Source organism: Psychrobacter sp. ASPA161_9, assembly GCF_051970275.1.
Classification (GTDB): domain Bacteria; phylum Pseudomonadota; class Gammaproteobacteria; order Pseudomonadales; family Moraxellaceae; genus Psychrobacter.
Map to the genome: position 1 here is coordinate 25,230 of NZ_JBEFNI010000007.1, position 23,150 is coordinate 48,379.

Here is a 23,150-nt window from a genome sequence, read left to right on the forward strand (position 1 = left end):
TTAAAAAAGAAACAGGTATTATTCAATTTATAGGTAGCGAACCTATACTATAACAAAGCCAACTCAGCACTAATAGGCAAGTGATCGGACAATTTTGACCAAGGTTTACCAGTATGTACCCAAGCATTTTTCACAGTAAGATTACGTACATAGATACGATCTAAACTTAGCACAGGCAGCTTTGCAGGAAAGGTCGGTAACAATTTACCATGACATTGTTTAAAAGCCTCAGTCATCCCAAGATCACTTGCTAAAGTGTCACAAGATAGCTTTTTCCAGTCGTTAAAATCACCCGCTAAAATCAGAGGTTGATTCGGAGCTATCTCGTTGCGCATGTAATCACTAATGGCTTGATATTGCTTAATACGATCACGCTCAAATAGGTTCAAGTGAGCGCACAACACCACCACTGGCACATCCCAACCAGCTGGCTGCACTTCACAATGCAAGACACCGCGTTGCTCAAGTTTATTCACAGTAATGTTAACGTTATGCTTTGGATCTAGTGGAAATCGGCTCAGTACCGCATTACCATGATGACCATTTTCATATTCTGAATTTTTACCATAGCTATTTTCTAGCTGCAGATATTCACCAAACCACTCGTGCTGAGATTGATCAGGATATTCGTTATAGTGCATATTGCGCCTCAAATGCTGACCTTGCACCTCTTGTAAACATAAGACATCAGAGCCTACTTCTTCAAGGGCTTGAGCAATTCCTTGCATTTTTACTCGGCGATTAAGTGGCGACATGCCTTTATGGATGTTATAGCTGGTCACAACAAAAGAGTTTTTATTAATCATAAATTCAGTATTCATAAAATAAGTGTTATAAGCGATTATAGGCGTTATTCGCGCTATAACAACAGGAATGATAATTTTGTCTTAGCTTTATCGCAACTATATTAATTATATGAAATGCAAAAAAGCATTGGCTCATATTGAACCAATGCTTTTTTTATTGATGCTAAATCATTATTGCTAAGCTAACTGGCTAGCTAGATAACGATTAGTAGCGCGTAACCAAAGCAATTGGCTGATCATCACTCATAATATCTTGTGGCATAAACACAGCCTCACCACCATTATGAATGACATGCTCAATGATTTCGCCAACAGCGTCATCAGTCACACCTTTTTCAGATGCATCATTAGCAGCAGTTAATGTCTGCGCTTTTTCGTCAATCATCGCAGCCTGCATATAACCGCGACGTACATATAAGGTTTCACCAGCGCCTTGATAAGCAGCACGATATACATCCTGCAAATCAGTCCGAAGCATATCAGCCCCGCGTGCTTTGTCAATCTCACCCAGTGCTGCTGTATGTAATGACGTACGATATTCTTCTACCGCCTCTTGTACTGAGTTAACGATATGCTGTGCACTACCATCATCTAGATTGGTAGCGTTTGAGACCATTGCAATAATATTGTCTGGACGATCACAAACTTCTTTGTAGTAGCCAATATTTTTTGCATCACCAACAATGACGAGTGGCATTTTGTGCTCACCCCATAGTTCTTGCACGCTTTTGTCAACTTGGTTAAAGAACTCTTTTAGATAACTGCTTTCATTGTTAGATGAACGATCAGAGCCACCATCGCCTGTAGTATATAGTCCATTATTATCAATAGGGAATGGGATGCTTTCCATATGATTTTGACTATCATCATCCTTGTCGAACTCCATGACTACACGATCGTTAGAAGCTTCGATGAGTCGCGCCTTATCACGGGTCAGAACTACCGTATAATAATGTACCGCACTCGCCATATCGCGAACTAAGTCACGGGTTGCAAATCGATCTGAAATAATGACCCGTTCTGTAGTATCGATTGGCATACGGATGACTTGCACATCATCAGTGCTAGCAAATATCGCTAATGTATCAAGATTATAGTTATGATTTAAATCATTAGTTTTGGCATGAATATTTTCTAGAATAGTCATTGCGGTACGCTTATCATACTCGCTGGTTAAACGATCTTCCATCACTTTCAACTGGTTTTTTAGAGCGATAGGATCTTGTTCATTCGCTGGATGCGCGCGATGGGTCTTAACAAATATACTCACTGCTGGATTGGCTTTGGTTTCACGTAAACTCTTGAGGGTCGCTTTCATAAACATTTTTCCTTATGTTATTGTTGTCGGTTTTGAGTAGCTAAATGATAAAGACAGGCTTTATCTATAGGACTATCCTAACCAAGTTATGTCAATGCTATGACATAGTTAATCATCGGACAGCTTTTATCTATTCAACTGCTTTGTTTAATGTATTGTTATGCACACTATACGTCCGTTATTTTTTATACTTATATACAAGTATATTCTGATTGTTATGTAGGACAACTTTATGTAGAACAACTATGATGCTATCAAGTTAATGTTGCTAGCTATAGGGTTAGTTTGCAAGCAAATGATGACGCTTTGTAAGCATCACTAATGAAAACCATATTTTGAGACATCTAATAATCATAATACTTATCTGACAAACAATATATCTTATAAACAATATAAACGATTTACTTTTAGTCTACGGCTGCTGGCTTGCATTCTTACCAAAGCATACCCATCATTTAGATAGCTTTCTTTGAATTTGCTAACTTGTATATCCTAAAAAGCAATTAAACTATTAAATAATAATTAGCCATTTATTACCATCGGATACCTCTATGACTACAATTGACCCAAATCTACACCTTGTTGACTTTGATGCAACGAATCCTACTGACTTACAGGTAAAGGTAAATGATGCGATTGAGCAAGGTAATAACTTTCTAGACGAGCTAACAACATCTACAGACAACACTAGTAATATAAGTGCTAAGCAGGCATTGACTGATGTGATTGCTTTTGATCATATTAATTTGGCATTGGATCGGAGTTGGGGAGTCTTATCGCATCTTAATAGTGTGATGAGTAATGATGAGATTCGTCATGTACATCACGAGTTGCTACCCAAACTATCCGCGTATGGTACTCGTGTTGGCCAGCACCAGCCGTTATTTAGCCGTTATCAAATTATCGTTAATGATGAAGAATTCTTTGCTAAGCTTGAGCCTGCCCGTGCGCGTGCCATTGAGCTTGCATTGCAAAGTTTTGAGCTATCAGGTGTGGCACTACCTAAAGATAAGCAAGATGAATTTGCTGAGATTCAGAGTAAATTATCTATCTTATCTGCAACTTTTTCTGATCATATTTTGGATGCCACCCAAGCCTTTGCCTTGCCACTAAAAGAAGAGCAATTAGCAGGTTTAACGGAAAGTGGCCTAGCGCTACTGGCCGATGCTGGTGAGCAATATAAAGCCCGTGAACTTGCCAGCGGTACGCTGACACAAGCTGAGACTGATACGCTGCCAACGCCTTATTATGTCGCGACCTTGAATATTCCCGTATATCTTGCGGTCATGACCCATGCGGACAATCGTGAATTGCGTGAGATCTTATACCGCGCCTATGTCACTCGTGCTTCTGAATTTGATACTCACACCAATGCTAAAGGCGAGTCGCTAAATAACGCTGATATCATGGGCCAAATCCTACAACTACGTGAACAAAAAGCCCAGCTATTAGGCTTTGCTAATTATGCTGAAGTGTCCCTCTCGACCAAAATGGCAGACAACGTAGCAGAGGTTGAAACCTTTTTACGCAATTTGGCTACCAAAGCTACGCCTACCGCTGAGCAAGATTTAGCCCAGTTGCAAGCATGTGCGCGTGATTATGACATCACTGACTTACAACCATGGGACAGTGCTTATATTGCTGAAAAGGTAAAACAAAATAAATTTAGTTTATCGCAAGAGGAGATTCGTCCGTACTTCCCCTTACCGAAAGTTATTGACGGTCTCTTTGCTATCGTTGAGCGTCTATACGGTATTAAAGTACAAGAACAAACCAGTCCTAATAAAGCAATTAAAGAGGAAACTCATACAGTTTCGCGCTGGCATGATGACGTGCGTTTTTATCAACTATTTGATGCAAACGATACCTTGCTCGGTGGTTTTTACTTTGATTTATTTGCGCGTAGTGGCAAGCGTGGCGGTGCGTGGATGAGTGGCTTTCAATCGCGATACAGCAATGACGAGCAAGCATATCAGCAGCTACCAGTTTGCTTTATGGTCGGCAACTTTACCCCAGCGCTAGACGGTAAGCCAAGTTTGCTCACCCATGATGAAGTATTAACTTTATTTCATGAGTTTGGTCATGGTTTACATCACCTATTGACCCAAGTAACGGTCGGTGATGTCGCGGGCGTAAACGGGGTTGAGTGGGATGCGGTCGAGCTACCCAGTCAGTTTATGGAAAACTGGGCGTGGGATGCTGAAGGCATTGCGCTTATTAGCAGTCATGTCGAGACGGGTGAGCCATTACCAAAAGATAAGCTTGATGCCTTATTAGCTGCCAAGAACTTCCAAAGTGGCATGCAAACATTGCGTCAAATTGAGTTTGCACTGTTCGATTTACTTATTCACTCGCATACGCCAGCGCTTGATTATGCCGGTATCCTTGCAACACTTAATGACGTTCGCAGTGATATTGCCATTATGGAAACGCCCGATTACAACCGCTTTGCTAATGGTTTTAGTCATATCTTTGCGGGTGGCTATGCAGCAGGTTATTACTCTTATAAATGGGCTGAATTGTTATCTGCGGATGCATTTAGTAAGTTTGAAGAAGACGGTATCTTTAACCCAGTCACTGGTAAAGCCTTCCGCGAGACTATCTTATCTGTGGGCGGTAGCTTGCCGGCAAAAACCAACTTCGAGAATTTCCGTGGGCGTAGTGCCAGTATTGACGCGTTGTTACGTCATAGTGGCTTTAATAATACGGATATCAATACTGCGGCAAATGCTCAAACTAAGCGTGAGGTCAGCTAATGCGTTATCAATCTAGTCGTCCAAAAAGGCAATTCTTAGCGGGAGTACGCTGCCCTAAGTGTCAGGTGTTAGATGCAGTAGTGCAAATAAATGTCGTGACGCCAGCACCTGATGAATATATTGAATGTACCCTGTGTGGCCATAGTGAACACCGTCCCGACCCTGATGAGATTAGCGCCAAGAATCATCTTGAGGATCAGATTAATCGCGATGCAATGGCAACCGGCACTAGTGGCACAGTAAAATTCAAACCTTAACTTCAAATTTTTATAGTAAATATACTTATAAAATGATAAAAGCTTTGAACTAAGTCGTCAATAATGCACTCACTACTAGCCTATCAATTGATAGGCTTTTGTTTTTTAGTTTGCTATAGTATGGAAACTTTGTTTTCGATATAAACTGGCTACAGTATGACTTCTAAGAAACCTTCGTCTCTTCTGACCAAAACAGTAACAACTAAGCCAACGGGTATCCGTCTAAAAAGACTCATAACCATAGCCTTGTTGCTGCTACTTATCGTTATCGCTTATTTCGTTTGGCCACGCCCGCTTCCGAGCACCTCAACGCTTGTAAAAGAGACACCGACAGAACCTGAGCAATCTCAGGTTGATACGATACCAACGACTATGGATTCAACGAGTATTGATGATACTGATAGCGACCTTTCGATTAATGAAGGTACTGAGACAACTGGGATACAAACACCTGATTCTGAGGCAATTTTAAATGCCTCATTACCGGAAACCGACAGTTTAGCCAAGGAAGAAGTCGATCGCTTAGAAGACGAGCGTCAACGACTTGTAGAACAAGAGAAACTAGCAATTGAGCAAGTGCAAATGAATAAAAAACTGACAGATATGAAAGCTGAACAAATCAAATTGCTTGAGCAGCAAATCGCACAGTTAGAAGCCGCACAAACTCCTCAATAAGCTATCATCTTAAAAACATTGAATTGGATAACAGTATGTCAGTAGGCAGCAGCCTTTATTCAGCTGTAAACTGAGTCTATATAACTTATAAAAGCATCTACTCATGGGGCATCTGTTATGACTACTCTGCAACTAACCCATGCCCCTATTCTCAATAGTAGCGCGCAGATACTTATCTTACCAGTTAATAATGCTGGGATATTTCTAGATCCTGTGCTGATGCGAACTAAAACTTTGTATCCTGACAATTATCAACGCTATTATCGCACTTGCCGTGATGGTAGCTTGGAAGCTGGTAGCTGCTTACTTCATAAACGGTTGCGTGAACATGCTGGTCTTGGGATCAGTAGTAATGGCAATCAGCCAAGTTATGTTGCTAACCTTGTCATATCCGACCACCCTTATCATCCAGCACGGTCGCGTTGGTTAACGGCTGCATTGACTGATTTATGCGAGCAGCTTATTCCGTTGATACGCTATCAAGGTGTCCGTAGGGCTGCTCTACTCACACGCCCGCTTGTCTTTGACAATCCTAAAAGCAATATAGCTAATACCTCAAGTTTGATTCCCTTAGATTGGCATACTGATACCCTACCTCCTCTCAACCAATATTTACAAGATCTACCAAAAGTTCGAGTTGATATTCATCTGCCCAAAAGTATCGTCATTTAGATCTGCCAAACTTTCTATCAAAATGTTTTTTCCTGTAGGCCTTAATAGGTATATTTATGTCGAGATATTGACTAAAAAATTACTCCAGCCTAATATCAAGTTATAAGAATTATCGAGCGTAGATATCTTTTACCTATAACTCCAAACAGGACAATCAGTTATGTCAAACAACAACTCAAAAAACAGCAAGACTGGAAACGAAAAGAAATCTACTGACAATAAAGCGGTCACTGGCGTAGAAGTGGTCAAAGACGATACCGTAGTATTTGAAAACGGTGACTTTGAAGACTATAACGCTGAGCATGACTATCAAGAAGACAAAGCTCAAGAAAAGAAAGCCGATAGCTCTACTAAAAATGATAAATCAGACGATGATAAGTCAGATAAACAAGATAAGTCGGATAAGTCTAGCAAAAGTAAAGACACTGATAAAGACCAGAAATCTAGTAAAGAAGATTCGTCTGAAAAGGATAGTAAATCCAAAAAAGACGATAAATCTAGTAAAGATGACACTGATACTGAAGATAGTAAATCTGATCAAAAAGATGAAGCCGATAAGAAGGATGAGTCTGAGCAAGACGACACATCTAATATGACGATGGCTGGTATATTTCAGTGGGCATCTAAGCTTAGAGAAGACTTTATGTCCGAAGCTACGGGCATTACTAATGGCGTCACCGAAAAAGCGGCTGCCATGACTCTTCAAAGATTAATAGCTGTGGTAGATATGGAACTGGCAGCCTTTGATAAAAGCGTAGAAGTCGCTAAAAAGCTCATAGCAAATGTAGAAGAAGAACGTGCTAAGATTGTGAGTAGAAAAGACAAGTACCAAGGTATGATTGATAAGTTAGATCAAGAGTAAGCACTTTATCTCGTTAGTTTATAGTGTCATCAATCCAATGTTAAACGTTTAAAGTAAGCGTTTGGCATTGGATTTTTTGTTAGCTATAATTTAATTCTATCTTTACAGATGAGTATACTATACGTAGCAGTACTTTAACTTTGAATTTCTCCCTACCATAGTGTAGCTCTTGGAAAAAACGCCAGCGTACCGTGGACGCACGCATAATGGATTTGGTGCAGGGATTTCTTCAGTTTTTTATTACAGCAAAATCGTATTTTGAAAAGCCAAATATTAAGGAGATAGGGTGCAAATTTGCGCTCAAGCATTGTTTGTGAATGCAGGTTATTCGCAAGCTGAGAACGAGGTTAAGCACAACGTATGCAAAACTGTTGAAAATAGCAGACTGTGAAGCGGCAGGAGCTAGTTGGCTGTGTTATTCATGAGCACATGGCAGTAGATTTAGTTTACCAAGCATTGAATATAGCGATTAAGAACAAGAGATCTAGCAGAGATTTAATCGTTTACTCCAATAGAGGCCGTCAATACTGTAGAAATATACGTGTCGTAATGCATTCAAGTGTGAGCCTGTAGCGACTTCAATTTAGATGTAAAAGCCTTGAGAAAAAATAGGAAAGGCTCGAATCCGATAATAACGTTATTTTATTTTCAGGCGATTTTCACGCTGTTTTCTTCTCTTTTAAAACTCTTTACTAACGGTTGGGCAGGGTTTTTCACTACTACTGCTCCTGCAGGCACATCTTTCGTTACCACTGCTCCCATACCTATAATTGCACCTCTGCCAATAATTAGAGGTTTGCCAGGTATACCCTGTTTTATTATAGCGCCTGTTCCAATGTATACGTGATCATGGATATGTATGTTGCCGTTGCAGCTAACCCTAGGAGCAAATGTAACGTAGTCTCCAATTACACAGTCATGTGAGATGTAGCTATACGTATTAGCGTGGAAAAACTTACCGATCTTAATATCAACTTTTAAGCAGACGTTGTTACACAGAATACTGCCTTCACCTAGCTCTATTGTCTCCTCGTCTAATTTAATGACTGTGGATGCTTCAACTGCTATTAAAGGGATATTATTTCTCCTAAGTTTATCTGCTAATATCTCTCGAACCTTACTGTCGGCAATAGCGATAGTCACGGATTTTTCAGCCGATAGATAATTTAAAAATTCACTAAAATTTAGTACTTCATGGCCGTTAAGGTTATCTGTTACTTTGGAATCATCAATAAAAACGAAGGAAGACTTATCTAAGTAAGGATATTGAGATTTGATTAATGGCATGACTTGTCTACCAAATCCACTTGCTCCATATACGCCTATAAGCTGTTTCATGTGTATTTTATCTCCAGTAATTTGCCAGATCTTACGGATATTTTATGACAGTATATCTAGGGTCTATTACACTTACATGAATATAAAAAAATTAGAAAAAAGAGTGGTTTTTTCTATCACAGACGTGATGGTAAATGAGTTTTGATAACTGGAAAAACCTGCTGACATAGGTACTCTAAAATAGACACAAATTTCATTAAGTGATAAATACCTTTAGTAGGTACTGTGAGTGTTTTTTGGATTTCAAATATCAACATTTGTGTTAGGCGAAGCTTGCGACACCCAACACTATAAATCCAAATGATTTTTCATTCATTATCCAAAAATAAGTACAAAAAAACCGCCTCGACAAAAATCGAAGCGGTTTTTTAAAGCAAAAATTTAATATTACATTAAATAGACGGTAGCTTAGTTCTGTTCGATACCTTTCATAGTCAACTTAATGCGACCACGGTTATCGACGTCTTGAACGAATACTTTAACAATCTGACCTTCTTTTAGATAGTCTGATACATTCTCTACGCGCTCTTCTGCGATTTGTGAGATATGAACTAGGCCATCAGTGTTTGGTAAGACGTTAACGAACGCGCCAAAATCTACGATACGAGCGACTGTACCTTCATAAGTTTTACCTACTTCAACTTCTGCCGTTAATGCTTCGATTTTACCGATAGCAGCTTTAGTTGCGGCTTTGTTCTCACCAAAGATACGAATCGTGCCACCATCATCAATATCGATAACCGCGCCAGTCTCTTCGGTTAGCTGACGAATCATCGCGCCGCCTTTACCGATTACGTCACGAATCTTATCAGGATTGATTTCGATAACCGCATAGTTAGGTGCGTGAGCGTTGATCTCAGTACGGCTCTCTGGCAATACTTTATTCATCGCGTCTAGGATATGAATACGACCTGCATGAGCTTGTTTTAACGCCTGCTCCATGATATCTGGAGTAATACCTTCGATTTTGATATCCATCTGTAAGGCTGTGATACCGTCTTTAGAACCAGCGACTTTAAAGTCCATATCGCCAAGATGATCTTCATCACCTAGGATATCCGAGAGTACAGCAAAGCGCTCGCCTTCTTTAACCAGACCCATCGCAATACCAGCAACTGGTGCTTTGATTGGTACGCCTGCATCCATCAATGCCAAGCTTGCACCGCAAACAGAGGCCATAGAAGATGAACCATTTGACTCAGTGATTTCCGATACTACGCGGATAACATACGGGAAGCGTTCGCTGTCTGGTAGCATCGCTTGTACACCGCGACGTGCTAGACGACCATGACCAATTTCACGACGTTTAGGAATCCCTTCACGACCAGTCTCACCTACTGAGAAATGCGGAAAGTTGTAATGCAGCATGAAATGATCACGGATAGTACCCGCTAATGAGTCAATCATATTGACGTCACGGCTGTTACCAAGCGTCGTCGTTACTAATGCTTGAGTTTCACCGCGAGTAAATAGTGCTGAACCATGAGTAAATGGTAACACGCCTACTTGTACGTCAAGAGCACGAACGGTCTCAAGATCACGACCATCAATACGCGGCTTGCCTGACAATATATTGTCACGAACAGTACGATATTTAAGGTCGTTATAGATTTCCTTTAGCTCAGATACCGTATCAGCATAATTTTCTGACTCAGCATCACCAGCAAGCGCATCGATAATTGATTGCTTAATCTCATCAAGCTTAGTGTAACGCTCTTGCTTATCAGTAATGGTATAAGCATCAGCAACTTGCTCGCCGAACTGCTCTTTCATGCTGCTTTCAAGCGCTTGATCACGTTTAGGGGCAGCATATTGCTGTTTAGCAGTACCAACTTCTTCTGCCATTGAAGCAATGTTATCAATAACAATTTGCTGTTGCTGATGACCGTATAGTACCGCGCCTAGCATCTGATCTTCTGAAAGCTCTGCCGCTTCAGATTCAACCATCAATACGGCAGACTTTGTACCAGCTACAACTAAATCAAGGTCACTTTCTTTAAGTTGTTCAAGCGTTGGGTTTAGTACGTATTCACCATTGATAAAGCCAACACGTGCGGCAGCAACAGGGCCATTGAATGGCGCGTCAGAGATAGCCAGTGCTGCTGAGGCACCGATTAGTGCTGCGATATCTGCAGACTGAGTCTTATCTGATGAAACAACAGTAGCAGTGATTTGAATTTCGTTAACGTAGCCTTCAGGGAATAGCGGACGAATCGGACGGTCAATTAGACGCGACGTTAATGTTTCAAACTCACTGGCGCGGCCTTCACGTTTGCCATATGCACCTGGGATTTTACCCGCAGCATACATTTTTTCTTGATAGTTTACAGTCAATGGAAAGAAGTTTTGGCCTTCTTTGGCATCAGATTTTACTACTGCTGCCACCAACACTGAAACGCCGCCCATATGGACCATAATAGAATTAGCTTGGCGAGCAACACGGCCAGTTTCAAGGACGACTTTTTGGTCGCCATATTGGAATTCACGTTTAATAGTATTAAACATTGTCGGATTTGTCATATATTTTTCCTAATGTTGAATGACGAAAACGATATCAATTGCTTGAGCAATCTAACATCGGTCGTTAAGAGTTCTATTGTGTAATTACAGATACTGATAAATATTATTTGCAAACCTTGCTATTGGTCATACATTTATCAAGAGTACTGCTGCATCTTTTTAATTATTCAAATTTGGTTTCTATAGCCGCTTATCTTTACGAGTTGTAATAAAGTCTTGCACCAATTTTGTGCTCGTCAATTTATACAAGGTACCTGATATAACCTAACTCTAGTCATAGGGCAGCTACAGAATAAATGCTATAAGTTTTGATATAGCTATGGAAATGCACAGTGCACTATTTTACAGTGATTTATAGGCATTGACCAATTAAATACAAAACTGAGTGTTTTTCTGGTTAAAAGTTAAGCTAACTAGCATTTATACCGTCCAGCCTTTATTCAATACCCATAAAAAAACGGCGTGAAGCTATTCCACACCGTTTTTGTTTTACCTATATATTATATTGATAACAGCAAGTCATTTTTCTCAAGACTTCTAAAGTAGTTCTCAAAGGTATATTGCAAATTGGCAATATCTTCTCACTTGGCTACTATCTATACAATAATCGTTGAATTAACGACGTAAACCTAACTGTTTGATAACTGTGGTATAGCGACCAAGATCTTTGCCTTTTAAGTAATCAAGCAATTTACGACGCGTATTAACCATACGGATAAGACCGCGACGGCTATGATGATCACCTTTGTGCTCTTTAAAATGGTTCTGTAAATCATTGATACGAGCACTTAACAAAGCTACTTGAACTTCTGGTGAGCCAGTGTCGTTTTCGCCACGTTGGTATTGAGCAATGATTTGTTCACGATCGGTATTAGTTAGCATAAATATCTCCGGCAATGCTAAAAGTTCCAAGATATACTCAGGTTTAAGTATTCTTAAGAACAATAGAATAGTAAATAAGGTAGCTTATACGTCATTCAGGACAACCCTGCATTACTAGAGTTGACCTAGTGTACGATAAGCTCAGTCTGTTGTAACGATTACTTAAAAACTAGGTCAAATTAATGCAAAATAATACTTAATTCAATCACCTGCATACAGCAGTAAATTAAGCATATTGCCTTATTTAAGGCCTAATTTAAATGTGACAGCAATTATAACAAAAAACTGCTGAACTAACAGCAACTTTCCGTGTTAGTTTCAACAGTTTTAGGTAAACAATATTAGATTAATACTGCATAGATAAACGATTCATATAATAAAATTCATATAATAGATAAGGTACTTACTTATTTGTATTTTTCTTGATATCGTCTTCAGTAGCATTGCCACCAAGGGCATCGTCATCAAGTGGTACCGTTGTTGCTTCAGCTAAGCTGTCTGGAGTTACATCTTGATTAGGATTGATATTTTCTACTAGTTTTTCTATTTCTAGTTCTTGCTTATCCATATCTTTTTTTGACTTATCCATAAAATCTCCTTTTATTCTATCGGTAACAGCAAATATTAGCTAGTATCTAGCTAATATCCGTCTTAGAGATATTCTATGTAAATAATCTACTGAATGCTGCTCAATAAACTTTACTTATCTTTTTTAGCATTTTCTAAGTTGTCAGCAATACGATCTGCTGCGGCTTCAGAATCTTCTGTATGATTATTTTCAGTTTGACTCTTAAGTGCTGCAGTTGCTGACTCAGAACGTTCTTGCTCAAGTTTGGTGTCGTTTGGATTAGGGTTTGCCATAATATTTTCCTCGGTTAGTGTTGTTGTGGTTATAAGTAAGTTAAATAAAAGTTGCTATCTCATTATTCATAGAATGATGAAATTTATTAAGATAATGCTTTGTCGATAGCTTCAACGAAATTGTTGATATCATCTGGATTACGTGAAGTAATCAAATTACCATCTACTTGGACTGTTTTGTCTACAAAGGTCGCCCCAGCGTTTTCTAAATCGGTTTGTAGCGAATGATAAGCGGTAAGAGTTTTACCTTTAGCAATACCGGTATTAATAAGAACCCAAGGAGCATGACAAATAACTGCTAATGGTTTGCCTGCATCATTAACCGCATTGATTATATCGTGTGCTTCTTTGTTGCCACGTATGGTATCTGCATTCACAGTACCACCTGGTAAGACTAAAGCATGATAACCAGCAACTTTGGCATCTTTTGCGAAAATGTCAGCGGTAAAAGTATCGCCTTTATTTACGTCCTGATTCATCCCTTGAACTTCTTTCTCTTTGTTAGTAGTAATAAGGACTGTCTTATAACCTTTGTCTTTTAATTGGTTATTTACGTCTTCGTACTCTGCTTGTTCAAAATTATTATGTAGTAAGAAAGCAATCGTTTTCATAATCTACCTCATATGTTCGAAATGTAATTTTCTAAAGTTTTTATTTATTATTAGTTTTTATTAACTTATTATTCGTATGATTCACTATTAAGTATTAGTATTTATAATTCGGTGTTTTTGTTATTAATCTTTTTATTATTAATTATTCTAATTAGATCTGTTTATTCTGCTTTTCCTAGCTGACTTAAACAGTGTATAAAAAAAACAGGCTTCACCATAGGTGAAGCCTGCAATAAAATGTGACGATATGTGATTAATGTAATGCGCTAGTAATTAGTAAGAGGGATTGGTGAACAACAGTATAATAGGTTACTTATAATAAAAATATCTTATAAATGAACAATCTTTTTAGGTTGTAGACGACCGTTCAGACTTACGGCACCTAACCCAATAAACTGTCCTTGTTCGTCAACAAGACGTACATCTACAGGTATTTCGTGCATCAGTACTGATTCTTCAGCACTTTGATTCACGGTATTGTCAGTATGATTATCTTTTAGGACATTATCATCTTTATCATTAGCTAGCTTGCTACTAGCTAAGTTTTGTTCGACGGCCTCAGTAATATAATCATTCAATGTACCTACCAGTTGGTCAAATACGTTGAGTCGCTGACCTAACCTCACACGTTCGCACTGTTCAGTTGTTAGTATTAATTCAGGCTCAATATTTACACAGACATCTACAGATAACAGTTGTGACAATCTTTGAGGTAATTCGAGCTCTTCTAACTGTGACAAGGTCATTGCATTATCGATCAAAAAATCGCCTACTTGTAAGCGACGTAATGCGGTTAAATGACCTAACGTACCTAATGCTTTAGCGATATCTTCGCCTAGAACACGTACATAAGTGCCTTTAGAACATGTAACCGTTAGTTGAACCTGCTGTTCATCTAATCTTAATAAATCAATAGCCTTAATGACTATATCTCTAGGCGCACGCTCGATTTCTATACCAGCACGCGCATACTCATAAAGCTTCTTACCATCTTTTTTCAGAGCGGAATACATTGGTGGAATTTGTTGCTGTGCACCCAAAAATTGCTGTCCAAGCTCTTTTAATAAACTCTCACTAAATTTTGGTATAGCAGCTTGGGCAATTATTTGTCCATCTGCATCACCAGTATCTGTCTGGCTACCAAGAAAAATAGTCGCTTGATAAGACTTATCAGCATCCAATTGATAATGGCTAAATTTAGTTGCTTCGCCTAAACAAATAGGTAATAAACCAGTCGCCATCGGATCAAGTGTGCCTGTATGACCTGCTTTTTTGCTGTCATACACAGGTGACTTAAATAGATATTTCACCTTTGACACTACTTGCTGTGAGGTCATACCAGTGGGCTTATCAATTAAGATAACTCCTGATATTCTTATCTTATTAAGTTGCTTATCAGCTCGTTTGGACATAATAGAAAATTACTCGTCTGCTTCATTTTGCTCTGTTTTGGTGACGGCCTGATTGATTAGATCCATCATATAATTACCACGAGCAGTCACTTCATCATAGTGAAAGCGTAAGCGCGGTGTAGTGCGCGTTTTTAAACTATGACTAAGCTCAGTACGCAAAAAGCCAGCTGCTTTATTCAAAACTTGTATGCTTTGCTCGTGGTTAGTCTTGTTCATAGCATCATTTAGCTCAGGCTCCATGATGGTAACATAGACATCGGCATAACCTAGATCTGGACTTACCTTGACGCTAGAGATAGTCACAAAACCAGTAAGACGCGGATCATTGACCTCATCACGAATAAGTACTGCAATCTCGCGTTGAATTTGGTCTGCTAAGCGTTGTAAACGTTGGTTCATATTATTACCCTGTTTTTTAATAATAATTTAGTAATAGTGTTCAATAGCAGAAATATACGATAAAAAAGGCCTACCAGGTTGGACCTGTTAGGCCTAAGTACATCATTATCTCGATAATCTAAGCTTTGCTAGATAAAAGCACAATATGCTTAAATCGTACGTTCAAACTGTTGGATTTCGAAAACTTCGATCTTATCGCCAGCTTCAACATCATAGCCGCGAACCGCTAGACCACATTCCATTCCGGTACGCACTTCATTAACGTCTTCTTTATAACGACGTAATGATTGCAATTGTCCAGTAAAGATAACCTTATCATCACGTAATACGCGGATAGGCTTATTACGATAGATAGTCCCTTCAACGACCATACAACCGGCAGCTGCACCAAACTTACTAGAGCGGAACACTTCACGAACGTCAGCGATACCAAGGATTTTCTCACGATGTTCAGGAGCAAGTAGACCACTCATCGCCGCTTTTACATCATCAATCAAACCATAGATGACACTGTAATAGCGAATATCCATGTTGGCAGCGTCTGCTTTACGGCGTGCGGTTGCATCAGCACGGACGTTGAAACCTAGTAGTACGGCTTCACTAGACTCTGCAAGAGTAACATCAGATTCAGAAATTGGACCAACACCTGAACTAATCACTCTGACTTTAACTTCGTCAGTTGATAATTCATTCAGTGCAGAAAGTAGCGCTTCAAGCGAACCACGAACATCTGTTTTTAATACGATATTCAAGAATGACACATCGCCTTGTTCCATCTGATCGAACATGCTTTCTAAGCGCATGGCATTCTGACGTTCCAGTTGACGCTCACGCTCACGATTGGTTCTAAAATCAGCAACTTCACGTGCTTTTTTCTCATCTGTCACGACTAGGAATTCGCTACCAGCTGCTGGTGTCTCAGGTAATCCCAGGATTTCAACAGGAATAGAAGGACCAGCTGACTGAACGCGTTGACCATGCTCATCAGTCATTGCACGAACTTTACCATAGTACTCACCAGCTAGAACTAAGTCACCTTGTTTAAGCATACCTTTCTTAACTAGGACACTTACAACAGGGCCACGACCTTTATCAAGTCTTGACTCAATTACCACACCTTGTGCAGCACCGTCTAATGGGGCTTCTAACTCCATTAATTCAGCTTGTAAACTGATATATTCTAAAAGCTCGTCAATGCCTTCACCAGTTTTAGCTGAGATACGCGCCATTGGCGTATCGCCGCCCCACTCTTCTGAGACTACTTCTTTTGCAGTTAATTCGTTTAATACACGATCAGGATCAGCGCCTGGCTTATCCATTTTATTAATAGCAACGATTAGAGGAGTACCCGCTGCACGAGCATGATCAATCGCCTCTTCAGTTTGTGGCATCATGCCATCATCGGCTGCGACAACCAATACTACGATATCAGTCGCTTGAGCACCACGTGAACGCATCGCACTAAAGGCTGCGTGACCTGGAGTATCAAGGAAAGTAATAACACCGCGCTCAGTTTTTACATGATAAGCACCGATATGCTGGGTGATACCACCTGCCTCGCCCGTTGCAACTTTCGTTTCACGAATCTTATCAAGTAATGAAGTTTTACCATGATCAACGTGACCCATAATAGTAACGACTGGTGGACGCGTTTGTACGTTACTGCTGCGCTCATCAACCGCATGATGAAGATCGTCTTCAACTTTGGTATCACTGACTGGTACTGGGTTGTGACCCATTTCCTCAACAATTAAACTAGCGGTCGCTTGATCAATAGTATCTGTTTCACGAGCCATTTCGCCCATTTTCATCAGCAATTTAGTAACTTCACGAGCTTTAACAGCCATACGCTGGGCAAGATCTGCTACAGAAATCTGCTCACTAATCTCAACATCGTAAATAATTTTGTCGAGAGGTTTCTCGAACTTATGTTGTGCAGCTTGCGTTGATCGCAAACCGTTCTTACGGTTCTTAAACTCACGTTCATCTTGGTTTTTGCGACGACGACCACGAGCACCAGTGCTGCTTGCACCACGCTTGATTTCACGACGCTCTTTTTCAAACGACTCTTCTAATGCATCGCCTACCAAACCTTCAGCCAATGGCTCGTCCTTACGAACTTCGGCAGCAGGCTGATCCGTATATTTACCAGCCATTTTCCGCATTTGCTCAAGTGTACGTTTTTGAGCCTCTTCAGCTTGTACGCGACGAGTTTCAGTCTCAATTTGACGTAGACGTTCTTCTTCTTTCTCACGTACTTCACGAACCTTGCGCTCAGCTGCGGTTTCAACTTTTGGCTTAGTAGCAGCAACTTTTTTCTTTTCTTTCTCTTTTTCTTTAGGCTTAACTTCAACGGTAGTTTTGCCGCCTTTCTTAACTACGACTGAAGAGGTAGAAATCTCTTCGTTTTTACCACTTGAGCTTTTGCTTGAACCAAGACTTGCACGCATAGCAGCTAGAGTTGCTGCTTGACGCTCTTCTGACTTTTTCTTAGTTGCAGAACGCTCTTCAGCTTCTTTAGCAGCACGCGCTTGCGATTCAATCATCGCTTGTTCACGCGCAGCTAATTCTTCCGCTATCTTTTCTGGATCCGGCTTATCAAATACTTTCTTTTTACGTACTTCAACATTGACGCTCTTGGATTTACCTGAAGAGCCAGTCACACGCGCGGTACTGGTCGTCTTAGATTTGAGGCTAATACGGCGCTTCTCTTGCTGACCATGACTTTGTTTTAAATACGTCACCAACTTCTCTTGCTCAAGTTCGGTGACTGAGTCATCCTCCCCGCGAGCAGGTAGCCCAGCATCCTGTAGTTGCTGTTGTACAGCACTAGCGGTTTTGCCTACCATTTCTGCCAGTTCTTTGACGGTCTTATCTGCCATTTATTATCACCTACTGTCTATTATTTGCTATATGTTCAATTCAGTTGTTGGCTACAAATGATTGCGTTTAGGCTGATGCTAGTGTTATTTATCATAACTAATTATTATATAAGCACACTAAATAATGATCTTTTATCAGCCCTTTATTATTAATAGCATACCACCAAAAGACAGCGATATGCAGTTAACGCCTATTCATTGAACCAAGATTCCCGAGCCTTCATGATGAGCTTTCCTGCTGTTTCAGCATCTAAGCCTTCAATATCTTCTAAATCAAAGATTGCTTGTTCAGCTAAATCATCAACGGTAATGATATCTTTTTGTGCCATTTTATAGGCCCAACTGACTGTCATACCCTCAAGATCTTGCAATTCTTGACTTGGCTCTTTCATGTTTTGTTGTTTAACTAATTCGTCTGCGATGACTACTTCTTTAGCACGCTCTTGAATCATATCAATCGCTTCGTCGTCTAGACCTTCGATATCATAGAAAGTTTCAACCGGCACATAAGCCACTTCTTCGATACTGGTAAAACCGATATCAACTAAAGCATGTGCTAAGTCTTGATCTACTTCTAAACGCTCATAGAATAATTCAATAAACGCTTTGCTTTCACTTTCTTGACGCTTCTGATACTCTTCTTCAAGCATCATATTCAGCTTATAGCCAGTTAACTCTGAGGCTAAACGTACGTTTTGACCTTGTGAGCCAATTGCCCGTGCGAGCTGATCATTGGTACTAAATATAATATCTGCTGTTTGAGTATCTTCATCTAAGATGATGCTACTAACGTCCGCAGGCTCAAGCGCACTAATAATATATTGTGCTGGATCATCGGACCACACAACGACATCAATACGTTCACCATCAAGCTCTTGTTGTACTGCTTGGATACGTGTACCACGCATACCAATACAAGCACCGACCGGATCAATACGGTGATCGTTAGTCTTAACCGATATTTTAGCACGAGTACCCGGCAAGCGAGCAACATTACGAATCTCGATGATTTGCTCAGCAATCTCAGGCACTTCTTTTTGCATTAATGCTGAAAGCATTTCAGGATGCGTACGCGACAATAATAACTGTGCACCGCGATTTTCACGGTTCACATGGTATAAAATTGCATTAATACGAGACTTAACACGTAGCTGCTCACGCGGCAACATATGATCACGTGACAAGTAACCTTCTGCATTGTCACCTAAATCGATGATATAGCCATCACGCGTCTGCTTTTTGACTTCGCCATACATCATCTCACCAATACGCGGCTCAAAAGCGTCTGCTACTAAAGCGCGCTCAGCTTCACGAATTTTTTGGATGATAACTTGCTTGGCTTGAGTAGCTGCGATACGACCAAATTCGATCGATTCAATCTGCTCTTCTTTCACATCACCAATTGACCACTCTTCTTGGTCAAGGTCAGTAATAGCAAGCTGACAAGCTGGCATCTCATGATCTTCGTCTGCAACTACTGTCCAGTAACGATAAGTATCATAATCACCAGTCGTACGGTCAATAGCTACTCGTACTGCCACTTCAGGCTGTTCGGTATATACTTTTTTCTTAGTCGATACTACTAAAGCGTCTTCTATAGCTTCAAATATATCTTCAGGATTTAGGCCTTTCTCATTACTGACGGTTTCAACTACCGTTAAGATTTCTCGACTCATGCTATACCAGTCCTATACTTACTTAAATTTTATAATTTGTGTATTGACGTTATGTTGCTAAAGTAAACCATACGTTATTTATGCTTTAAACGATTTATGACTATCACGCTTATTTATTAATAACCGTATTAGAAACCTGCAGCAACATTAAGCATCTTCAAAAATTAGGTTAGCTTTATCAATATTGCTAAAAGCAATCTCAAACTGCTCATTATCAGTAGCCGTAAGATTTAATGAATCAGTACCCATACTATCTAGTACGCCTGTTACCTTTCGACGTTTTTTATCGCCTTGTCCTATCGCTTGTATCAAGCGCAGGCTAACCGTTTGACCGATATAATCACGCATTTGCTCTTCTGAGAAGAATGCACGATCAAATCCAGGCGATGACACCTCTAAAATATACTCACCAGCAATAGGATCATGTACTTCAAGAATACCACTCACTTGATGATTGACTGCTGCACAGTTTTCGATAGTCACTTGCTTATCTTGCGCTTGTTCTTCAGGTAATGACTCAATATAAATGCGCAGTAAAGAGCGACGCCCTTGTGGGACAAATTCTACGCCCCACAAAGCCACATCACATGCTGCTACCGCAGGAGCGATAATATTGGTCAGTTCTTCAACTTTGGTAGAAAGTTTCATAATTTATTTATATTTTCCTGTTTGCTTGTACACAGTGCTTAGAGAACCTTATTATATATATTATGAGGAACACTTAGAAATAGCACTATAACCGTCGTATATTTTACTATCTAAACAATATGGCTATATTATAAGTAAATCCAAATATCCTACCGTATTCGTTTTATTTTTACGAAATGATATGAATAATGGACATCAAATTAAGACTATGAATTCTAATAGAACTCATAAAGCAAAATCGTCACTGAGAGAGTATGAAATAAAAGGCATTGTCGCTTACGAATCACCGCGCAATTGACTGATATTACCTTACTCTATAGACATAGAGCTTAGCATAAGTAGAATAAATACCGCGATAACACTGACTCTCAGATACAAAAAAACCCACAAACATAATGGTGGGCTTATTGCAACTGACAATTTAGTGTACAAAAATCAGTATTGAAAGTGGTAGCGGGGGCTGGATTTGAACCAACGACCTTCGGGTTATGAGCCCGACGAGCTACCAGACTGCTCCACCCCGCATCAATTTAGAATGCACATTGTATGTTAGTTTCATAGGTCTGTCAATCTTTATTTAAAATAAACTTTAAACTAAAAATCTCATTTCTATAATAATCAACTTTACACTGTGCGACGTAAAAAAAGTTGGTGCGATTGGGGGGACTTGAACCCCCACAGCTTGCGCCACCACCCCCTCAAGATGGCGTGTCTACCAATTCCACCACAATCGCTTATAGCTATAACTTCTTTTACTGCTCTATTTCTAATCAGCTTATTTTTAATGATTAACTCTATGCCATGAGGATGACAGTAACAAGTCAATCTAGCTTAATAAAAACAGACGAGCATTGTAGAACTAACGTAACCAAATAGCAAGGACTACTATAAAAAGCTTATCTACCGTACTCTATTACGCGTCAAACAACGTGACTACATCTTAAAAAGGCTTCAAACAATTAGGCTAGATAATACAGCTAAACCTAAACAGCTAGAACTTAAACCATTGGAACCAAAGTCATTACTGAGGATTCTGCGTTAAAGGACGCGGAGTTTGGGGTGCTGAAACAGGCGCATCTAAACGAAACTGGTCTTCAGCCTGCTCGCGGGCATTAACAGCAAGGGTCATACTGGTTATGAAAAAAATCACAGTCAATACGGCAGTAGCACGGGTCAAAAAGTTTGCCGTGCCTGCTGCACCAAAAACAGTACCAGAAGAACCAGCACCAAAAGATGCTCCTGCGTCTGCCCCTTTGCCATGCTGTATCAAGATCAAGCCAATCATAGCAATCGCCACGATAATATGCAGGGCTAATATAAACGTAAACATGGTGGCCTCTTTTGCCGAGTAACAACGACTAATAACGAAAGTTGAATCTTTATACTTAGTCCTATAACCATAGAACTACAATGAGATTAAACTATAATAAGAATAAATAAGGCGCATTGTACACGATTGCAAGGGCACTGTTAAACCCACTTTTTATAACTAACAAGTGCTTGTTATATAGCACCTATCTGTAATAAAGAGATGCGACGTTTAAATATCACAGAGATTAATTAGTTTTAGCCTGACTAAAAGCATCAGCAATCGCTATAAAGCTTTCGGCCTTTAATGAGGCACCGCCAACCAATGCACCATCTATCATAGGGCTGGCTGCAAAACTATCGGCATTATCCGCATTGACGCTACCACCATATAGAACGGTAATCGCAGGCAATGCTCTATCAAAGCTAGCCACGGTTTCTTTAATGTGTTGATGAGTGGCTTCCACTTCAGTAACAGTCGGTATTTTACCCGTGCCGATAGCCCAAACAGGTTCGTAGGCAATAATCAAACGCTCAGCTAACACTTTAGTCAGCTCAGACTGATGCTCTGATGCATGCTCTGCACGCTGAATAAACAGATCTTTTATCACTGCTAGCTGATCATCAAGTACATTGAAAGTCTGCTTGCCATCATACTGAGACTGAGTTTCGCCAATACAAAATACCACACCCAAATCTTGTTTAAGCGCATTACCAAGCTTATTTAATAGCGTTTCGTGAGACTCTTGATGGTATTGACGGCGTTCAGAGTGACCTAGTATCGTCCATGTCGCACCTGCATCAGCGACTTGCTGCGCTGAACAATCACCAGTATACGCACCACTACTGTCGCTATGGGCACTAATGTCTTGAGCGGCAGTTAATATAGAAGTACCTTGCAAGCGTGCGCTCACATGGGCTAAATGAATACAACTGGGCGCTACCATTAGCTGGCAATAGGCTTTGTTACTAGCACCTTCATTTTTAGTTACCGCTAATAAAGTTTCTAACAACGTATTGACGTCACTGATCGTTGCCGGATTTTGTTTCCAGTTTCCAATTACCCAAGCCTGCATCACTCATCTACCTTTTGTCATTCATCATTGCCAGTACGGCTACTATACATGCGCCCAAGTATAGCAAATATTTATCAACTGCTGCTATAAGTGTCATCATCGTGCTATGTCATGTGAATTCTTCTATATATATTTATATCATCACAGAAAAGCCTTCAATATTAAAAATCTGCTTTTTGGTATCGCGAAAT

20 protein-coding genes and 2 tRNA genes are annotated in these 23,150 nt (G+C 39.9%); 5 read left to right on the forward strand and 17 right to left on the reverse strand.

The genetic code is table 11. The features are described from left to right. Positions 1 to 47: 47 nt before the first annotated feature. Together ACTQ9S_RS09115 and ACTQ9S_RS09120 are read right to left on the reverse strand one after the other, a co-directional pair. A complete protein-coding gene (locus ACTQ9S_RS09115; protein WP_068038832.1) occupies positions 48 to 806 on the reverse strand; it encodes an endonuclease/exonuclease/phosphatase family protein in 759 nt (252 codons plus the stop codon). A gap of 205 nt (positions 807 to 1,011) precedes the next feature. Beyond that, on the reverse strand, positions 1,012 to 2,124 hold the full coding sequence (locus tag ACTQ9S_RS09120; RefSeq protein WP_440454754.1) for an AOC03_06830 family ribosome hibernation factor: 1,113 nt from the start codon (positions 2,122 to 2,124) through the stop codon (positions 1,012 to 1,014). Positions 2,125 to 2,675: 551 nt separating this feature from the next. Between ACTQ9S_RS09120 and ACTQ9S_RS09125 the strand changes: the two genes are divergently transcribed. From ACTQ9S_RS09125 to ACTQ9S_RS09145, 5 genes are all read left to right on the forward strand, one after another. After that, entirely contained in the window at positions 2,676 to 4,880 is a 2,205-nt protein-coding gene (locus ACTQ9S_RS09125) for a M3 family metallopeptidase (protein WP_440454755.1), read from the forward strand. Beyond that, on the forward strand, positions 4,880 to 5,137 hold the full coding sequence (locus ACTQ9S_RS09130) for a YheV family putative metal-binding protein (protein WP_440454756.1): 258 nt from the start codon (positions 4,880 to 4,882) through the stop codon (positions 5,135 to 5,137). Before ACTQ9S_RS09125 ends, ACTQ9S_RS09130 begins: the two co-directional genes overlap by 1 nt. Before the next feature lie 156 nt (positions 5,138 to 5,293). Continuing rightward, positions 5,294 to 5,812, forward strand: a complete 519-nt coding sequence (locus ACTQ9S_RS09135; RefSeq protein WP_440454757.1) for a hypothetical protein — start codon at positions 5,294 to 5,296, stop codon at positions 5,810 to 5,812. 117 nt (positions 5,813 to 5,929) lie between these two features. Continuing rightward, complete coding sequence (locus ACTQ9S_RS09140) at positions 5,930 to 6,484, forward strand: hypothetical protein (RefSeq protein ID WP_440454758.1); 555 nt, start codon at positions 5,930 to 5,932, stop codon at positions 6,482 to 6,484. A 160-nt stretch (positions 6,485 to 6,644) separates the two neighbouring features. After that, on the forward strand, positions 6,645 to 7,346 hold the full coding sequence (locus tag ACTQ9S_RS09145) for a hypothetical protein (RefSeq protein WP_440454759.1): 702 nt from the start codon (positions 6,645 to 6,647) through the stop codon (positions 7,344 to 7,346). A gap of 648 nt (positions 7,347 to 7,994) precedes the next feature. On the opposite strand, the gene ACTQ9S_RS09150 is transcribed toward ACTQ9S_RS09145, so the two are convergent. The 15 genes from ACTQ9S_RS09150 to tpiA form a co-directional block, all read right to left on the reverse strand. Next, entirely contained in the window at positions 7,995 to 8,684 is a 690-nt protein-coding gene (locus tag ACTQ9S_RS09150; protein WP_440454760.1) for a NeuD/PglB/VioB family sugar acetyltransferase, read from the reverse strand. Between the two features lie 408 nt (positions 8,685 to 9,092). After that, a complete protein-coding gene (pnp, locus tag ACTQ9S_RS09155) occupies positions 9,093 to 11,189 on the reverse strand; it encodes a polyribonucleotide nucleotidyltransferase (protein ID WP_350657195.1) in 2,097 nt (698 codons plus the stop codon). Between the two features lie 630 nt (positions 11,190 to 11,819). Next, positions 11,820 to 12,086: a 30S ribosomal protein S15 gene (gene rpsO / locus ACTQ9S_RS09160; RefSeq protein ID WP_068033696.1), complete on the reverse strand. Its 267-nt coding sequence runs from the start codon at positions 12,084 to 12,086 to the stop codon at positions 11,820 to 11,822. A 403-nt stretch (positions 12,087 to 12,489) separates the two neighbouring features. Then, positions 12,490 to 12,675, reverse strand: coding sequence for a hypothetical protein (locus ACTQ9S_RS09165; protein WP_440454761.1), 186 nt, complete (start codon positions 12,673 to 12,675; stop codon positions 12,490 to 12,492). 110 nt (positions 12,676 to 12,785) lie between these two features. Further along, positions 12,786 to 12,947, reverse strand: a complete 162-nt coding sequence (locus tag ACTQ9S_RS09170; RefSeq protein ID WP_158510464.1) for a hypothetical protein — start codon at positions 12,945 to 12,947, stop codon at positions 12,786 to 12,788. An 86-nt stretch (positions 12,948 to 13,033) separates the two neighbouring features. Then, positions 13,034 to 13,558 (reverse strand): type 1 glutamine amidotransferase domain-containing protein, encoded by a 525-nt coding sequence (locus ACTQ9S_RS09175; protein ID WP_440454762.1) that lies wholly within the window; start codon positions 13,556 to 13,558, stop codon positions 13,034 to 13,036. A gap of 329 nt (positions 13,559 to 13,887) precedes the next feature. Further along, positions 13,888 to 14,970 carry a tRNA pseudouridine(55) synthase TruB gene (truB, locus tag ACTQ9S_RS09180; protein ID WP_440454763.1) on the reverse strand — a complete coding sequence of 361 codons (1,083 nt, stop codon included), beginning with the start codon at positions 14,968 to 14,970 and terminating at the stop codon, positions 13,888 to 13,890. Between the two features lie 9 nt (positions 14,971 to 14,979). Beyond that, positions 14,980 to 15,369 (reverse strand): ribosome-binding factor A, encoded by a 390-nt coding sequence (locus tag ACTQ9S_RS09185; protein WP_068033687.1) that lies wholly within the window; start codon positions 15,367 to 15,369, stop codon positions 14,980 to 14,982. 149 nt (positions 15,370 to 15,518) lie between these two features. Continuing rightward, positions 15,519 to 18,251 carry a translation initiation factor IF-2 gene (gene infB, locus ACTQ9S_RS09190; RefSeq protein WP_068033686.1) on the reverse strand — a complete coding sequence of 911 codons (2,733 nt, stop codon included), beginning with the start codon at positions 18,249 to 18,251 and terminating at the stop codon, positions 15,519 to 15,521. 191 nt (positions 18,252 to 18,442) lie between these two features. Then, positions 18,443 to 19,927: a transcription termination factor NusA gene (gene nusA / locus ACTQ9S_RS09195; protein ID WP_068033684.1), complete on the reverse strand. Its 1,485-nt coding sequence runs from the start codon at positions 19,925 to 19,927 to the stop codon at positions 18,443 to 18,445. 147 nt (positions 19,928 to 20,074) lie between these two features. Beyond that, on the reverse strand, positions 20,075 to 20,575 hold the full coding sequence (rimP, locus tag ACTQ9S_RS09200) for a ribosome maturation factor RimP (RefSeq protein WP_068033682.1): 501 nt from the start codon (positions 20,573 to 20,575) through the stop codon (positions 20,075 to 20,077). Between the two features lie 448 nt (positions 20,576 to 21,023). Beyond that, a tRNA-Met gene (locus ACTQ9S_RS09205) sits at positions 21,024 to 21,100 on the reverse strand. Between the two features lie 124 nt (positions 21,101 to 21,224). Then, positions 21,225 to 21,309, reverse strand: a tRNA-Leu gene (locus ACTQ9S_RS09210). 287 nt (positions 21,310 to 21,596) lie between these two features. After that, on the reverse strand, positions 21,597 to 21,905 hold the full coding sequence (gene secG / locus ACTQ9S_RS09215) for a preprotein translocase subunit SecG (protein ID WP_068033680.1): 309 nt from the start codon (positions 21,903 to 21,905) through the stop codon (positions 21,597 to 21,599). Positions 21,906 to 22,131: 226 nt separating this feature from the next. Further along, the gene (gene tpiA, locus ACTQ9S_RS09220; RefSeq protein WP_440454764.1) at positions 22,132 to 22,959 is read right to left on the reverse strand and encodes a triose-phosphate isomerase; all 828 of its coding nucleotides are present in this window, start codon (positions 22,957 to 22,959) and stop codon (positions 22,132 to 22,134) included. Between the last annotated feature and the right edge of the window lie 191 nt (positions 22,960 to 23,150).

What these genes read in the sequence shown, in the direction of transcription:
- ACTQ9S_RS09115 (WP_068038832.1), bottom strand. Translation starts at nt 806, where the DNA reads ATGATTAATAAAAACTCTTTTGTTGTGACCAGCTATAACATCCATAAA.
- ACTQ9S_RS09120 (WP_440454754.1), bottom strand. Translation starts at nt 2,124, where the DNA reads ATGAAAGCGACCCTCAAGAGTTTACGTGAAACCAAAGCCAATCCAGCA.
- ACTQ9S_RS09125 (WP_440454755.1), top strand. Translation starts at nt 2,676, where the DNA reads ATGACTACAATTGACCCAAATCTACACCTTGTTGACTTTGATGCAACG.
- ACTQ9S_RS09130 (WP_440454756.1), top strand. Translation starts at nt 4,880, where the DNA reads ATGCGTTATCAATCTAGTCGTCCAAAAAGGCAATTCTTAGCGGGAGTA.
- ACTQ9S_RS09135 (WP_440454757.1), top strand. Translation starts at nt 5,294, where the DNA reads ATGACTTCTAAGAAACCTTCGTCTCTTCTGACCAAAACAGTAACAACT.
- ACTQ9S_RS09140 (WP_440454758.1), top strand. Translation starts at nt 5,930, where the DNA reads ATGACTACTCTGCAACTAACCCATGCCCCTATTCTCAATAGTAGCGCG.
- ACTQ9S_RS09145 (WP_440454759.1), top strand. Translation starts at nt 6,645, where the DNA reads ATGTCAAACAACAACTCAAAAAACAGCAAGACTGGAAACGAAAAGAAA.
- ACTQ9S_RS09150 (WP_440454760.1), bottom strand. Translation starts at nt 8,684, where the DNA reads ATGAAACAGCTTATAGGCGTATATGGAGCAAGTGGATTTGGTAGACAA.
- pnp (WP_350657195.1), bottom strand. Translation starts at nt 11,189, where the DNA reads ATGTTTAATACTATTAAACGTGAATTCCAATATGGCGACCAAAAAGTC.
- rpsO (WP_068033696.1), bottom strand. Translation starts at nt 12,086, where the DNA reads ATGCTAACTAATACCGATCGTGAACAAATCATTGCTCAATACCAACGT.
- ACTQ9S_RS09165 (WP_440454761.1), bottom strand. Translation starts at nt 12,675, where the DNA reads ATGGATAAGTCAAAAAAAGATATGGATAAGCAAGAACTAGAAATAGAA.
- ACTQ9S_RS09170 (WP_158510464.1), bottom strand. Translation starts at nt 12,947, where the DNA reads ATGGCAAACCCTAATCCAAACGACACCAAACTTGAGCAAGAACGTTCT.
- ACTQ9S_RS09175 (WP_440454762.1), bottom strand. Translation starts at nt 13,558, where the DNA reads ATGAAAACGATTGCTTTCTTACTACATAATAATTTTGAACAAGCAGAG.
- truB (WP_440454763.1), bottom strand. Translation starts at nt 14,970, where the DNA reads ATGTCCAAACGAGCTGATAAGCAACTTAATAAGATAAGAATATCAGGA.
- ACTQ9S_RS09185 (WP_068033687.1), bottom strand. Translation starts at nt 15,369, where the DNA reads ATGAACCAACGTTTACAACGCTTAGCAGACCAAATTCAACGCGAGATT.
- infB (WP_068033686.1), bottom strand. Translation starts at nt 18,251, where the DNA reads ATGGCAGATAAGACCGTCAAAGAACTGGCAGAAATGGTAGGCAAAACC.
- nusA (WP_068033684.1), bottom strand. Translation starts at nt 19,927, where the DNA reads ATGAGTCGAGAAATCTTAACGGTAGTTGAAACCGTCAGTAATGAGAAA.
- rimP (WP_068033682.1), bottom strand. Translation starts at nt 20,575, where the DNA reads ATGAAACTTTCTACCAAAGTTGAAGAACTGACCAATATTATCGCTCCT.
- secG (WP_068033680.1), bottom strand. Translation starts at nt 21,905, where the DNA reads ATGTTTACGTTTATATTAGCCCTGCATATTATCGTGGCGATTGCTATG.
- tpiA (WP_440454764.1), bottom strand. Translation starts at nt 22,959, where the DNA reads ATGCAGGCTTGGGTAATTGGAAACTGGAAACAAAATCCGGCAACGATC.